Here is a 12,962-nt window from a genome sequence, read left to right as displayed (position 1 = left end):
CGCTATGTTTAAAACAATGCAAAAGCATGGCATCGCCCTGGCGCTGTTTGCCGCCCTGTTTACCGGACTTACGGCACTGGTCAACGAACTCACCAAACCCACCATCGCGCAGCAGTCTGCGCTGCAGCAAAAGATGTTGTTCGATCAGGTGATTTCAGATGACGTTTACGATAACCGCATTCAGGACAGCTGCCTGCTGGTAAAGGACTCCCCTCTCGGCAAGGGCACACGGCACATCTACGTGGCGCGCAAAGGCGATAAGCCGGTTGCCGTGGTCATGGAAGCTACCGCGCCGGACGGCTATTCTGGTGCTATACAAATTCTGGTTGCCGCTGATTTTAACGGCACCATACTCGGCACACGCGTCACCGAGCACCATGAAACGCCGGGCCTTGGCGACAAGATTGAACTGCGTCTGAGCGACTGGATAACGCATTTTGCCAACAAGCGCATTCAGGGCAGCAATGACCCGACCTGGGCGGTGCAAAAAGACGGCGGTCAGTTTACCCAATTTACCGGGGCGACCATTACCCCGCGCGCGGTGGTCAACGCCGTTAAGCGTGCAGGCCTGTTCGCACAGACCCTGCCAGCGCAGCTCAACGAACTGCCTGCCTGTGGAGATCAACAATGAGCGAAACAAAACGTGTCCTGATAAACGGGCTATGGAAAAACAACTCGGCGCTGGTTCAGCTTCTGGGCCTTTGTCCACTGCTTGCCGTCACCTCCACGGCAACCAATGCCCTGGGCCTTGGGCTTGCCACAACGCTGGTGCTGACGCTAACTAACGGCACAATCTCCGCGCTGCGTCGCTGGGTGCCCGCTGAGATTCGTATTCCGGTTTATGTGCTGATCATCGCCTCGGTGGTGAGCATCGTGCAGATGCTGATTAACGCCTACGCGTTTGGGCTCTACCAGTCGCTGGGGATCTTTATCCCGCTTATCGTGACCAACTGTATCGTCGTAGGGCGAGCCGAAGCTTATGCGGCAAAAGCCAGCGTGCCTTATGCCGCTCTGGACGGCTTTGCTACCGGCCTTGGCGCCACCAGCGCGATGTTCGTGCTGGGCTCTCTGCGCGAAATCATTGGCAACGGCACGCTGTTTGACGGCGCAGACGGCCTGCTTGGCAACTGGGCAAAAGTGCTGCGCATTGAAGTCTTCCACACCGACACGCCTTTCCTGCTCGCCATGTTACCGCCGGGCGCCTTTATTGGCCTTGGCATGCTGTTGGCGATAAAATACCTCATTGATGAAAAAATGAAGGCCCGCCGCGCTCGTGAAAGCGCCGCCGTGGAAGGCACTGCAGAGAAGGCTTAATGAACAACAGCAAGCGCGTTGAGATCCTCACCCGCCTGAGAGATAACAATCCTCACCCCACGACAGAACTCAACTTCAGCAGCCCCTTTGAGCTGCTGATTGCCGTTCTGCTCTCCGCTCAGGCCACCGACGTCAGCGTCAATAAAGCGACGGCAAAGCTTTACCCTGTCGCCAATACTCCGGCCGCCATGCTGGCGCTTGGCGTGGACGGCGTGAAGGAGTACATCAAAACCATCGGCCTGTTTAACAGCAAAGCGGAAAACGTCATCAAAACCTGCCGGATGCTGTTGGAGCTGCACGGCGGAGAAGTGCCGGAAGACAGAGCGGCGCTGGAAGCCCTGCCCGGCGTGGGCCGTAAAACGGCAAACGTGGTGCTTAATACCGCCTTTGGCTGGCCGACTATTGCCGTTGATACCCATATCTTCCGGGTTTGTAACCGCACCCAGTTCGCCGCAGGGAAAAACGTCGAGCAGGTAGAGGAAAAGCTGCTTAAGGTCGTTCCCGCAGAATTTAAGGTCGATTGCCACCACTGGCTTATCCTTCACGGGCGCTACACCTGCATTGCCCGCAAGCCTCGCTGTGGCTCATGCATTATCGAAGACCTCTGCGAATTCAAAGAGAAAGTAGACGTCTGAACTCAGGCGCTCGCGTTACCGCCGGGCGCTTTATAACCCCCCTGCCTGTTAAAAACCCCGAAAGCACACTTTTATTCCGTTAAATCCGCCGGCAGATTTTATATTGTGCGCTCTATAATCGGCTCACCAGGTTAATCGTTTTTTTGCGATAAGAAATTTCTATAAATTTGTGATCTATATCACTTTGATAACTCAAGGTTGCGAAAAGGTAATCAAAACATCTCTAAGGCCTTGCTATCGTTAGGATTAATGGATCTATTGCAATACAATAGGCCATGCATATTGAATAATATGGTTATTAACACTGCATTTAAGGCGAAAAAGCAGAACATATAACTGCAATGTTAAAAAATCGCTTTTAAAAAAGACAAAAAATCGTTAATAAATGAATTGGTAAAATTTAACGCTGAATAACAATTCACCTTATGGCGTATTATCTTGTCATGGATATATGTAACAAATTATTACAAACCCCTTGCCTGAGCCCCCTGGATAGTGAACATTACCTCCCGTTTTTCCTTCCTTATAACAAGAAAAATGCTTACCAATGCGGTAAGGCATGAGCAAGCCCCTTATTAAAGCGGGATGTAAAAAAAGAGGTATATGTGTCGACTGCAAACAAAGAACCAGCAGAAAACGTGAGTCTTAACGCGTTCAAGCAACCTAAATCGTTCTACCTGATTTTCTCCATCGAGCTCTGGGAGCGTTTCGGCTATTACGGCCTGCAGGGCATCATGGCCGTTTACCTGGTCAAAATGCTGGGCATGTCCGAAGCGGACTCCATCACGCTGTTCTCCTCCTTTAGCGCCCTGGTCTATGGCCTGGTTGCCATTGGCGGCTGGCTGGGTGACAAAGTACTCGGCACAAAACGCGTCATCATGCTCGGTACTGTCGTACTGGCTATCGGTTACGCCCTTGTTGCCTACTCCGGCCACGACGTAAGCGTGGTGTATATCGGTATGGCCACCATCGCGGTAGGTAACGGCCTGTTCAAGGCTAACCCTTCCTCGCTGCTTTCTACCTGCTATGAGAAAGACGACCCGCGTCTGGACGGTGCATTCACCATGTACTACATGTCCATCAACATCGGTTCCTTCTTCTCTATGCTCGCCACCCCGTGGCTGGCTGCGCAGTACGGCTGGAGCACCGCGTTCTCCCTGAGCTTCGTGGGTATGCTGATTACCCTCGTGAACTTCATCTTCTGCAAAAAGTGGGTGAAGAACTACGGCTCCAAACCTGACTTCGCGCCGGTACACTTCGGTAAGCTGATGGCGACCATCGCCGGCGTCGTGGTGCTGGTTGCGGTTGCTACCTGGCTGCTGCACAACCAGGGCATTGCTCGCGCCGTACTGGGCGTTGTTGCCCTGGGTATCGTCCTTATCTTCGCTAAAGAAGCCTTTGCGATGAAAGGCGCAGCTCGCCGCAAGATGATCGTGGCCTTCATCCTGATGGTTGAAGCTATCGTCTTCTTCGTGCTGTACAGCCAGATGCCGACTTCCCTGAACTTCTTCGCTATTCGTAACGTGGGCCATGAAATTCTCGGCATCACCTTCGAGGCAGAGCAGTTCCAGGCGCTGAACCCGTTCTGGATCATGATTGGTAGCCCGATTCTGGCCGCAATCTACAACAAGATGGGTGACCGCCTGCCTATGCCGCACAAGTTTGCTATCGGTATGGTGCTGTGCTCCTTCGCCTTCCTGGTGCTGCCGGTCGGCACGAAGTTTGCCAGCGACGCGGGTATGGTTTCCGTGAACTGGCTGATTCTGAGCTACGCGCTGCAGAGTATCGGTGAGCTGATGATTTCCGGCCTGGGCCTTGCCATGGTTGCACAGCTGGTACCACAGCGCCTGATGGGCTTCATTATGGGTAGCTGGTTCCTGACGACCGCAGGTGCGGCCATCATCGCCGGTAAAGTTGCTGGCCTGATGGCGGTACCGGAAAACGTTACCGACCCGCTGCTGTCTCTGGAAGTGTACGGTCGTGTCTTCATGCAGATTGGTATCGTCACCGGCGTGATTGCCGTGCTGATGCTGCTGACAGCGCCTAAGCTGAACCGCATGACGCTGAGTGAAGACAAAGCGGAAAAGGCTAACGAAACCGCTACGGCGTAACTTTCCCCGGAAAAATGATAATTTAGCCGCCGGCCTCACAGCCGGCGGCTTTTTTTTTCACCGAGTCCGCACTACCATAGGTTATCTTAGCGCCCTAAAGGAGTTAGTCATGAAACTGTATTTCAAGCCCGGTGCCTGTTCCCTCTCCCCGCACATTATCCTGCGTGAGTCAGGTCTGGACTTTTCACTGGTAAAAGTTGACCTGGCGACCAAACGCACCGAAAACGGTGACGATTTCCTCGCCATTAACCCGAAAGGCCAGGTGCCTGCGCTGGTGCTGGATGACGGCTCTTTGCTGACCGAGGGCGTGGCTATCGTCCAGTATCTGGCAGATAAGGTTCCCGACCGCCAGCTGCTGGCACCGGCGGGCAGCATGACCCGCTATCACACGCTGGAGTGGCTGAACTATGTGGCGACCGAGCTGCATAAAGGCTTTTCTCCGCTGTTCAACCCGGCTACGCCAGAAGAGTTCAAGGCCGTGGTTCGCAAACAGCTGGAGAAGAAATTCCAGTACGTGAACGAAGAGCTGAAGGACAAACAGTGGCTGATGGGCTCGCGCTTCACGGTGGTAGATGCCTACCTGTTCACCGTGCTGCGCTGGGCGTACGGCCTGAAGCTGGATCTGGCTGGCCTGACGAATATCGAAGCCTATGTTGAACGCATGAAGGCGCGCCCGGCAGTTTCTGCGGCGCTGACCGCCGAAGGGATTTAAGTCATCCCTTAAAAGCAAAACGCCCTCTATTGAGGGCGTTGAGACTGCTGACAAAGTTCATTGACCTTAAAAGATCCGAACTTCGGTCTAATAAAAACAATGAATGATGTTCTCTGGTTTGCCCCAAACACCCGAAAACCACGTTTTTCGGGTGTTTGTCATCAATCTGAACGCCCTCAGCTGAGGGCGTTTCTGTTTCAGAGCTTCACCGCGGTGAAGTAATGCTCAGGTTTGGCGATGCCGTCCTGAGCGGCAACGAGCTGCAGCTCGTATTCCGCCATGCGTTTGGTGACGATCATGATGTCGTACACCGCCGCCGTGACGTGCTCCAGCGCTTCACGCAGCGTCGCACCCTGCAGCAGCTTAACCAGCAGCAGGCCGCTGGTCACATCGCCCACGCCAACCGGCTGACGTTCGCCGAAGTCCACCAGCGGGCGATGAATGTGCCACGCCTCTTCAGCCGTCACCAGCAGCATTTCAAAACGATCCTGCTGATAGCCCGCCCGGGCCAGGTGTTTCACCAGCACGATTTCTGGCCCCTGAGCGATAAGCTCGCGGGCCGTCGCGACGGCCTCGGCCACGTTGTTCACGCTGTGGCCGCTCAGAATTTCCAGCTCAATCAGGTTCGGCGCGATGATATCGCTGGCAGGCATGGCGTAGCGCGTGTGGTATTCCGCCACGCCAGGCGCCACGATGCAGCCTTTTTCCGGATGGCCCATCACCGGGTCACAGAAGTATTTGGCGTTCGGGTTAGCCGCCTTCACCTGACGCACGATAGAAAGAATATGTTCGCCCTGCTCCGCCGAGCCCAGATAACCGCTCAGCACCGCGTCACAACGCTGCAGCTGCCCTATATCCGCAATCCCCTGCACAATCTCGCTCAGGTGGCTGGCGGGCATTACGCTGCCGGTCCATTTCCCGTACTGAGTGTGGTTAGAGAACTGCACCGTGTTCAGCGGCCAGACGTTAGCGCCCAGGCGGCGCATCGGGAATTCGGCGGCGCTGTTGCCGGCATGACCAAATACCACATGGGACTGGATAGCAAGAATGTTTTTCATTTTTCTACTCGGGTATCGCCAGGTGTTGTGCTTGCTAAAAAAAAACACGGCGTAAGCCGTGCTTTTCTATTCCGATAACTTATTTCCAGCAGACGAGGCAGTAGTTCTTTTTACCGCGACGCAGCAGGGTGTAACGGTTAAAGAGAATATCGCCTTCGGTGAAGGTGTATTCCGGGTCAGACTGTTTTTCACCGTTAATGGTAATCGCATTCTGAGAGATGGTTTTACGGGCCTGGCCACGGGATGGCTGCAGCTCGGAGTCCACCAGCGCCTGTTGCAGGTCGGCACCGCGTTCAATTTCAACCATCGGGACGCCGTCCTGAGCCAGCTGTTCGAAGTCTGCTTCGCTCAGGTCGCTCAGGTTGCCGTTAAACAGGCTGGCGGTAATACGTTTGGCGGCGGTCAGGCCTTCTTCGCCGTGAACCAGACGAGTCACCTGCTCTGCCAGCACGTACTGAGCACGAGGCGCAGCGCCGCTGTTCTTGTCTTCTTCTTCCAGGGCATTGATTTCCGCAATGTCCATAAAGGTGAAGAACTTCAGGAAGCGATAAACGTCGGCGTCCGCGGTGTTTATCCAGAACTGGTAGAATTTGTACGGGCTGGTTTTCTTCGGATCGAGCCAGACCGCGCCACCTTCGGTTTTTCCGAACTTGGTGCCGTCAGATTTAGTGATCAGCGGCACGGTCAGGCCGAAAGCCTGCTGCTGGTGCAGACGACGGGTCAGGTCGATACCGGAGGTAATGTTGCCCCACTGATCGGAACCGCCAATCTGCAGCACCACGCCGTGCAGTTTATTCAGGCAGGCAAAATCGTAGCCCTGCAGCAGGTTGTAGGAGAACTCGGTAAAGGAAATCCCCACATCATCACGGTTCAGGCGCTGTTTGACGGCCTCTTTGTTAATCATCTGGTTAACAGAGAAGTGTTTGCCGATGTCGCGCAGGAAGGTCAGCACGTTCATGCCGCCAAACCAGTCATAGTTGTTAGCCGCGACGGCGGAGTTTTCACCGCAGTCAAAGTCGAGGAACGGCGCAACCTGGCGGCGAATTTTTTCCACCCACTCCTGCACGGTATCTTCGGTGTTCAGTTTGCGCTCAACGGCTTTAAAGCTTGGATCGCCGATAAGACCGGTCGCGCCGCCCACGAGGGCAACCGGCTTATGGCCTGCTTCCTGAAAGCGTTTCAGGCACAGCAGCGGAACCAGATGGCCCAAATGCAAGCTGTCGGCGGTAGGATCGAAGCCGCAATAGAGTGCAATTGGCCCCTGCGCCAGTCGCTCTGCTAACGCATCCTCATCCGTCACCTGGGCCACCAGGCCCCGCTCTTGCAATTGTTTTATCAAATTGATGTTCGACATCAAATTCTCCATCTCTATACGACTGCACCTTTGCCGGTACACGGCTTTTCGCCCACTGGCGAAAGAATTCATTTTTAGGGCACATAGAATAAAGGGCTGGCGCAGTTAGCACCAGCCCTTAAGCTGAAAATCCTGGCTTTACGGCGCGAGGCGGTCTATTTTCCAGGCAGCTCCGTCGCGCTGGTAAAGGAAGCGGTCGTGCAGGCGGTGTTCGCCCCCCTGCCAGAACTCCATCTGTTCGATGCTGACGCGGTAGCCGCCCCAAAAACTCGGCAGCGGCACTTCGCCCTGCTGGAATTTCTGCTTCAGCTCAAGGAATTTGCTTTCAAGCACGCCGCGCGCGGAAATACGGCTCGACTGCTTCGACACCCAGGCGCCTATCTGGCTGTCCTTCGGGCGGCTGTGGAAGTATTTCAGTACCTCAAGCGTGGAAAGACGCTCGGCGGTGCCCTGTACCATCACCTGCCTGTCCAGCATATGCCACGGGAAGTGCAGGCTAATGCGCGGGTTCGTTTCAAGGTGATGCGCCTTACGCGAGCCAAGGTTGGTGTAAAACACCAGGCCTTTTTCATCAAAATGTTTCAGCAGCACGATGCGTTGATACGGCTGGCCGTTTTCATCGACCGTCGCGACAACCATCGCGGTAGGGTCAACGAGCTTCGCCTCACAGGTCTGGGCCAGCCAGCGTTCAAACAGCGGCAGCGGCGTGTCGGTGAGATCGTGGCGTCGCAGGCCACCTTTGGTGTATTCGCGGCGCAAATGTGCAATCTGTTGCAAAGAGTCGTTATCAGACATGGCGTTACGTCAGGCTATCCTCGGGTGGAGCTATTGTGCTCTCCACCCTAAGAAATCTCAACGTTTGGCCGTTTGCAACTGGCAATTATTCAGCACGATGTTGTCTTTACGATAGACCGTCGCGCCTTCACCCTTGGACCAGAAAACGTAAACGCCGTCGGTATAACGCGCCCCGGAGGCGGAAAGTCCCTGAGTCAGGGTCAATAGCTGGTTGTCGTAGACAAAGCTCACCTGCTGTTTGTCGTTATTCAGCTTCACGGTCAACGGCTTTTCGTCGCACTGGTAGACCAGCGTATCGGTATGCATTTTTTCGAGAAAGGCGTTGTAGTAGCTGCAGCCGGCGAGCAGCAGTGGAAGGGTGACAGCAAGCAGTTTTTTCATCTGAGTATCCTGAAGATCTTCTTATCCCTGGAGGGCCTGCGCCCTCCTTTACGCCTTCAGTTTAGCGGCTACGGGAAGAAGATAATTTCAGTTAACTCTGATTATGGCGAGGATTTGCCGGATAAATGGCGCCAAGTATCGTTGGCTCAGAGGCGCCGGTCACCGAAGGAAGATTCCCCGGCAGGCCGGACATCGTGCGATACGCCAGCCAGGCAAAGGCCAGAGCTTCCATATCGTCCCCGCTGATCCCTGCCTCGTCGGTTGTCGTGACTTCAATTCCCGGCAACAGCGCGGCAAGACGGGCCATCAGCAGCGGGTTACGGCTGCCACCGCCGCACACCATTACGCGCTCACAGCCGCCGCTCAATAACACCTGCTCGGCGATGGTTGTGGCGGTCAATTCAGTGAGCGTGGCCTGCACATCTTCCCCGGCAAGCGCGGGGAACCTGGCCAGCTGGCGCTCAAGCCAGCCATAGTTAAAGTATTCACGTCCGGTGCTTTTAGGCGCGGGGGCAGAGAAATAAGGGTCGCTGAGCATCTGCTGCAGTAACGGAATGATGACTTTTCCGCTGCTCGCCCACTCGGCGTCTTTATCGTAGCCTTTCCCCCGCTGCCGCCAGATCCAGGCATCCATCAGCATGTTGCCAGGGCCCGTATCGTAACCTCTGACCGGTTGGTCGGGGATCAGCAACGAGAGGTTGGCAATGCCGCCAATATTGAGCACCATCCGGCGTTCTACCGGATGAGCCAGCAGCGCCTGATGGAACGCGGGCACCAGCGGCGCACCCTGCCCGCCCAGCGCCATGTCGCGACGGCGGAAATCCCCCACCACGGTGATGCCGGTCAACGCGGCGATTTGGTTATTATCGCCAATCTGCAGCGTGTGGGCAGCTTCGCCGTGCGGTTCGTGCCAGACGGTTTGCCCGTGACAGCCAATGGCCGTCACGTCTTCAGGCCTGAGCCCTTCGCGTTTTACCAGGATTTGTACCGCCTCGGCGAACAATTTTCCAAGCCGATTGTCCAATTGCCCGAACTGGGACAGCGTGTGCTGCTGCCCCTGGCACACGGCAAGAACGGCGTTTTTGATGGCCAGCGGCATCGGGTGACTGTAGCTCGCCTGCTGGACGACCAGGTGTTCGTCGATAGCGGCCAGCACCACATCGATGCCATCCAGACTGGTGCCTGACATCACGCCAATATAGCGACCTGATTTCATCGTCACTCCTTATTCTCGTCGGGGCGGTAAATTAATGCGCTTAAATTAGCACGCAATATCATGATTTATTAATAATTTTTATTAATAATCTGTGTCAGCTGCCGTAACAGGCGGGCTGCGCCTTAAGCCAAATTAGCAAAGCGCAGCGGTTTAATTGTTGTTAAAGACGTTTGATTTACTATTTTTACAGGATTGTTGTAGAACAAACATGAACTATGGCCAGGAATTGCCATATAATTTAGCCATAACGGATGCTCACCGAGCGTTGATGGGTTCACAGGAGAGGTACAAATGATTTCACGTATTTTGGCAGTTTCACTGGTTGCTCTGACCCTGGCTGGCTGTGCCAACGAAGGGCTGTCCGGCGATGTTTACGACGCGTCCGAAGCTAAACAGGTAAGAACCGTGACTTACGGTACCATTACCCACGTTCGCGCCGTCACCATTAAAGGCAGCGACGGCAACAGCACTATCGGTGCCATCGGTGGTGCAGTACTGGGCGGTCTGTTGGGTAACACCGTCGGCGGCGGCACCGGGCGCACCCTGGCTACCGCTGGCGGCGCCGTAGCAGGCGGCCTGGCTGGCGACGCCATCGGCGGCGCAGCGGGCAACAGCAAAGGCGTTGAGCTGGAAATCCGTAAAGATGATGGTCAAACCATCATGGCCGTGCAGAAACAGGGTGATACCCGTTACTCCGTTGGCCAGCGTGTTGCCATCTCCGGCAGCGGCAACAGCATCACCGTTGCACCACGCTAAGATAACGCAAAATGATTTAAGGCCCGCATAGCGGGCCTTTTCTGTTAGTAAGTAATGCCGGGTGGATTCACCTCCGACTGAACAACGGCTTCTCCCTGCTCTCCCCACCTCGCCAGAACCTGCTGATATTCCCCACGTTGAATTGCGCCATCCAGCGCCGCCTGCAGCGCATATACCAGCCCGTTTCCCTTCTTCGTTGTTGTCGCCACATAAGCCTTTTTCGGCCCCAGCCCAACCACCCGCGTTGTCCCGGTTAGGGCCGCTTTATACGCCGTAATGGACTGCGGGCCAAAAAACACATCGGCCCGGCCAGATTGAATATAAAGGTTCGCGGAAGCGTCGTCGGTAACGTAGACGGGCAAGGCAGGTTCACGCCCGGCGCGTTCGTTTTCCGCATTCCAGCCGAGCAGAATGCGCTCCTGATTGGTTCCAGCGCCCACGATGACTTTGCGCCCGGCGAGATCTTCTGCCTTACCAATCGCCTGAATCGGGCTGCTGGCCTTCACCGCAAAAGAGAGCGAGTCCACGCGATAGGTCGCAAAATCAAATTTCTCTTTACGCTGCTCGGTTACGGCAATATTCACCAGCGCTACGTCATAACGTCCGGAGGTAATGCCCAGCGGCCAGTCCTCCCACGCGGTGGGCACCAGCTTTAGCTTCAGGCCCAGGCTATTCGCCAGCAGGCGGGCAATATCCGGGTCGCTGCCTATACGCGTGCGGTTATCGCTTGCCAGCAGCGCCAGCGGCGGAGAGTTAAGTGCGGAAATAGCCACCGTCAGCGTACCCGGCTCAACAAAATGATAGCCAGCAGGAATTTTGGCGATGGCCTGCTCGTCCCGTGCGACGCTGAGCGGTTTTTCATTGGCGGCCAGGTTGATATCCGCCTGCGCCGATGTCACTGAAGCACAGGCTAACAGCGCAATTAATCGATATTTCATGTCACAGCACCTTCGATAAAAACTGCCGGGTACGTGGATGCTGCGGGCGATTCAACACTTCGTCGCTGCTGCCCTGCTCAACAATTTTGCCGTCCACCATAAACACCACCTGGTCGGCCACCTCGCGCGCAAACCCTATTTCGTGGGTGACCACCACCAGCGTGGTGCCCGAACTCGCCAGCCTTTTAATCACGTCCAGTACTTCGCCTACCAGCTCGGGATCGAGCGCGGAGGTGGGTTCATCAAACAGCATTACGCGCGGGCTAAGCGCCAGAGCGCGGGCAATGGCAATACGCTGTTGCTGGCCGCCGGATAAATGCCGCGACCACGCGTCAGCTTTATTACGCAGCCCGACCACGTCGAGCAGCTCATACGCGCGCTCAACCGCCTCTTTGCGGCTCAGCTGTTTATGGGCCACCGGCGCTTCAATCAGGTTTTCCAGCACCGTCATATGGGGGAAAAGGTTGAAGTTCTGAAAGACATAGCCCACGTTGGCTCGCTGGCGCAGGATCTCCTTTTCTTTAAGCTCATACAGCTTGTCTCCTTTAAGGCGATAGCCAATGTAATCGCCGTCAATCTGGATAAAGCCCTCATCCACGCGCTCAAGGTGGTTGATGGTGCGCAGCAGCGTAGATTTCCCGGAGCCCGATGGGCCGAGAATGACGGTTACCGTGCCCGGCGGTATCTCCAGCGAAACATCGTCCAGCGCCTTATGGCGTCCAAAGTATTTGCTGACGCCGGTAATAGAGATGTGGCCATTATGAGAGGTTGGCATGAATCGGCTCCTGCGATACGACGGCTGTGGACGGTGCCGCGCTGCGGGCGGAACGCGTTTGGTTGATGGCCGAACGACGCTCGCTGCGGGCCAGGGAACGCTCCACCAGATACTGAATGAGCGACAGCACGCTGGTAATCACCAGGTACCAGACGGCCGCCACCATCAGCAGCGGGATAACCTGCTGGGTGCGGTTGTAGATCATCTGGATGGTATAAAACAGCTCAGGCATCGCCAGCACGTAAACCATCGCCGTGCCTTTGGCCAGGCTGATGATTTCATTGAACCCGGCGGGCAGGATCGTACGCAGCGCCTGGGGCAGAATAATCCTCACGGTACGCCGCCAGGCGGGCAACCCCAGCGCGGCAGCAGCTTCATATTGCCCGTGGTCCACGCCCAAAAAACCGCCGCGGACTATCTCTGCCGTGTAGGCGCTTTGTACCAGCGTCAGCCCGACAACCGCCGTCGAAAATTGCCCCAGCACGTTAATCGTGTCGTAGCTCCCCCAGACAATGCTGGTGAAGGGAATGCCAAGCGAAAGCTTGTCGTACAGATAGGAGAAGTTGTAGAGCACGATCAGCACCACAATCAACGGCAGCGAGCGGAACAGCCAGATGTAGCTCCAGGCCAGGCTGTTCAGCAGCCAGGAAGACGAAAGCCTGGCCAGCGCGAGCAGGCCGCCAAGTATGACGCTCAGTACCGTGCCCAGCAGCGTCAGCAGTAAGGTTTGCCCCAGCCCCTCAAGGATAACCGGGTTAAAAAACCATTGCGCAAAAACGCCCCATTCCCAGCGAGGATTGAACGCGACGGATTGCACCACCACCGCCAGCACGAACAGCGCTATTAAAGCGCCCACGGTACGTAACGGGTAACGCGCGGGCACCACTTTGATGGTTTCAGAAGGTTTCATCGTTATT

The 12,962-nt window shown here is 55.7% G+C and carries 14 protein-coding genes; 6 read left to right on the top strand and 8 right to left on the bottom strand.

From position 1 onward, the window contains the following. Window positions 1-4 precede the first annotated feature (4 nt). From rsxG to gstA, 5 genes are all read left to right on the top strand, one after another. Window positions 5-631, top strand: coding sequence for an electron transport complex subunit RsxG (gene rsxG, locus ACE38U_RS14150; RefSeq protein WP_375529971.1), 627 nt, complete (start codon window positions 5-7; stop codon window positions 629-631). Then, window positions 628-1,314: an electron transport complex subunit E gene (locus ACE38U_RS14145; RefSeq protein ID WP_038473150.1), complete on the top strand. Its 687-nt coding sequence runs from the start codon at window positions 628-630 to the stop codon at window positions 1,312-1,314. Before rsxG ends, ACE38U_RS14145 begins: the two co-directional genes overlap by 4 nt. After that, window positions 1,314-1,949, top strand: a complete 636-nt coding sequence (gene nth, locus ACE38U_RS14140; protein ID WP_038473152.1) for an endonuclease III — start codon at window positions 1,314-1,316, stop codon at window positions 1,947-1,949. Before ACE38U_RS14145 ends, nth begins: the two co-directional genes overlap by 1 nt. A 605-nt stretch (window positions 1,950-2,554) precedes the next feature. Next, window positions 2,555-4,060, top strand: coding sequence for a dipeptide/tripeptide permease DtpA (gene dtpA / locus ACE38U_RS14135; RefSeq protein WP_038473155.1), 1,506 nt, complete (start codon window positions 2,555-2,557; stop codon window positions 4,058-4,060). Window positions 4,061-4,169: 109 nt separating this feature from the next. Next, entirely contained in the window at window positions 4,170-4,772 is a 603-nt protein-coding gene (gene gstA, locus ACE38U_RS14130; RefSeq protein WP_038473158.1) for a glutathione transferase GstA, read from the top strand. A 197-nt stretch (window positions 4,773-4,969) separates the two neighbouring features. On the opposite strand, the gene pdxY is transcribed toward gstA, so the two are convergent. From pdxY to anmK, 5 genes are all read right to left on the bottom strand, one after another. Beyond that, a complete protein-coding gene (pdxY, locus tag ACE38U_RS14125) occupies window positions 4,970-5,830 on the bottom strand; it encodes a pyridoxal kinase PdxY (protein ID WP_038473161.1) in 861 nt (286 codons plus the stop codon). Between the two features lie 79 nt (window positions 5,831-5,909). Then, window positions 5,910-7,184 carry a tyrosine--tRNA ligase gene (gene tyrS / locus ACE38U_RS14120; protein ID WP_038473162.1) on the bottom strand — a complete coding sequence of 425 codons (1,275 nt, stop codon included), beginning with the start codon at window positions 7,182-7,184 and terminating at the stop codon, window positions 5,910-5,912. 138 nt (window positions 7,185-7,322) lie between these two features. Beyond that, on the bottom strand, window positions 7,323-7,979 hold the full coding sequence (pdxH, locus tag ACE38U_RS14115; RefSeq protein ID WP_375529970.1) for a pyridoxamine 5'-phosphate oxidase: 657 nt from the start codon (window positions 7,977-7,979) through the stop codon (window positions 7,323-7,325). 57 nt (window positions 7,980-8,036) lie between these two features. Further along, entirely contained in the window at window positions 8,037-8,360 is a 324-nt protein-coding gene (mliC, locus tag ACE38U_RS14110; protein WP_038473167.1) for a C-type lysozyme inhibitor, read from the bottom strand. 91 nt (window positions 8,361-8,451) lie between these two features. Further along, the gene (gene anmK / locus ACE38U_RS14105; protein ID WP_375529969.1) at window positions 8,452-9,576 is read right to left on the bottom strand and encodes an anhydro-N-acetylmuramic acid kinase; all 1,125 of its coding nucleotides are present in this window, start codon (window positions 9,574-9,576) and stop codon (window positions 8,452-8,454) included. A gap of 291 nt (window positions 9,577-9,867) precedes the next feature. Between anmK and ACE38U_RS14100 the strand changes: the two genes are divergently transcribed. After that, the gene (locus ACE38U_RS14100; protein WP_038473171.1) at window positions 9,868-10,332 is read left to right on the top strand and encodes an outer membrane lipoprotein; all 465 of its coding nucleotides are present in this window, start codon (window positions 9,868-9,870) and stop codon (window positions 10,330-10,332) included. A gap of 44 nt (window positions 10,333-10,376) precedes the next feature. On the opposite strand, the gene ACE38U_RS14095 is transcribed toward ACE38U_RS14100, so the two are convergent. From ACE38U_RS14095 to ACE38U_RS14085, 3 genes are read right to left on the bottom strand one after another with little or no spacing between them, the layout of a single operon-like run. Beyond that, window positions 10,377-11,270 carry a transporter substrate-binding domain-containing protein gene (locus ACE38U_RS14095; protein WP_375529968.1) on the bottom strand — a complete coding sequence of 298 codons (894 nt, stop codon included), beginning with the start codon at window positions 11,268-11,270 and terminating at the stop codon, window positions 10,377-10,379. Window position 11,271: 1 nt separating this feature from the next. After that, a complete protein-coding gene (locus ACE38U_RS14090) occupies window positions 11,272-12,045 on the bottom strand; it encodes an amino acid ABC transporter ATP-binding protein (RefSeq protein ID WP_375529967.1) in 774 nt (257 codons plus the stop codon). Further along, window positions 12,029-12,955 carry an amino acid ABC transporter permease gene (locus ACE38U_RS14085; protein ID WP_375529966.1) on the bottom strand — a complete coding sequence of 309 codons (927 nt, stop codon included), beginning with the start codon at window positions 12,953-12,955 and terminating at the stop codon, window positions 12,029-12,031. The genes ACE38U_RS14090 and ACE38U_RS14085 overlap by 17 nt, the downstream gene beginning before the upstream one ends. Window positions 12,956-12,962 lie beyond the last annotated feature (7 nt).

Source organism: Cedecea selenatireducens, from assembly GCF_042138895.1.
GTDB classification, from domain to species: domain Bacteria; phylum Pseudomonadota; class Gammaproteobacteria; order Enterobacterales; family Enterobacteriaceae; genus Cedecea; species Cedecea selenatireducens.
Note: the sequence above shows the minus strand (reverse complement) of the source record. Positions and strands in the feature narration are given on the sequence as shown.

Excerpts from the sequence above, each read along its gene's own strand:
- rsxG (WP_375529971.1), top strand. The coding sequence starts at position 5 with ATGTTTAAAACAATGCAAAAGCATGGCATCGCCCTGGCGCTGTTTGCC.
- ACE38U_RS14145 (WP_038473150.1), top strand. The coding sequence starts at position 628 with ATGAGCGAAACAAAACGTGTCCTGATAAACGGGCTATGGAAAAACAAC.
- nth (WP_038473152.1), top strand. The coding sequence starts at position 1,314 with ATGAACAACAGCAAGCGCGTTGAGATCCTCACCCGCCTGAGAGATAAC.
- gstA (WP_038473158.1), top strand. The coding sequence starts at position 4,170 with ATGAAACTGTATTTCAAGCCCGGTGCCTGTTCCCTCTCCCCGCACATT.
- pdxY (WP_038473161.1), bottom strand. The coding sequence starts at position 5,830 with ATGAAAAACATTCTTGCTATCCAGTCCCATGTGGTATTTGGTCATGCC.
- tyrS (WP_038473162.1), bottom strand. The coding sequence starts at position 7,184 with ATGTCGAACATCAATTTGATAAAACAATTGCAAGAGCGGGGCCTGGTG.
- pdxH (WP_375529970.1), bottom strand. The coding sequence starts at position 7,979 with ATGTCTGATAACGACTCTTTGCAACAGATTGCACATTTGCGCCGCGAA.
- mliC (WP_038473167.1), bottom strand. The coding sequence starts at position 8,360 with ATGAAAAAACTGCTTGCTGTCACCCTTCCACTGCTGCTCGCCGGCTGC.
- anmK (WP_375529969.1), bottom strand. The coding sequence starts at position 9,576 with ATGAAATCAGGTCGCTATATTGGCGTGATGTCAGGCACCAGTCTGGAT.
- ACE38U_RS14100 (WP_038473171.1), top strand. The coding sequence starts at position 9,868 with ATGATTTCACGTATTTTGGCAGTTTCACTGGTTGCTCTGACCCTGGCT.
- ACE38U_RS14095 (WP_375529968.1), bottom strand. The coding sequence starts at position 11,270 with ATGAAATATCGATTAATTGCGCTGTTAGCCTGTGCTTCAGTGACATCG.
- ACE38U_RS14090 (WP_375529967.1), bottom strand. The coding sequence starts at position 12,045 with ATGCCAACCTCTCATAATGGCCACATCTCTATTACCGGCGTCAGCAAA.
- ACE38U_RS14085 (WP_375529966.1), bottom strand. The coding sequence starts at position 12,955 with ATGAAACCTTCTGAAACCATCAAAGTGGTGCCCGCGCGTTACCCGTTA.